The organism is Pantoea sp. GbtcB22 (assembly GCF_019091025.1).
GTDB classification, from domain to species: Bacteria; Pseudomonadota; Gammaproteobacteria; order Enterobacterales; family Enterobacteriaceae; genus Pantoea; species Pantoea leporis.
Map to the genome: position 1 here is coordinate 1 of NZ_JAGXKB010000074.1, position 305 is coordinate 305.

Sequence of the window (305 nt, forward strand, 5' to 3'; positions counted from 1 at the left end):
TAAATGGCTTTAAGCTTAGGGCGAAAAGCGCATTTTGCAGAGGGCTATGAGTTTGAATGTTGGAGCAAAAAGTAAGTTAAGCGGAATGTGCCGCTGCAAGTCGTAACGCATCAGACATTTTTTCCTGCTCACGTTGTGATAACCCTAAATGTCTGGCGACCACGCGCCATTGCGCAACAATGCTGCTGAAGTTTTCAATGATAGTTTCGGCTTCAGATGCCTTCAGCCGGAAATAGGGCGCAACTTCGCGCGCAAAATCGAGATCAAGCGCATTATCAGCTGCCGTCACATTTAATTTCAGACCA

Annotated in this window: 1 pseudogene; it reads right to left on the reverse strand. The window is 46.6% G+C overall.

From position 1 onward, the window contains the following. Positions 1 to 76: 76 nt before the first annotated feature. Positions 77 to 305 (reverse strand): annotated as a pseudogene (locus KVT28_RS24820) (type II toxin-antitoxin system HipA family toxin); the annotation flags it as partial.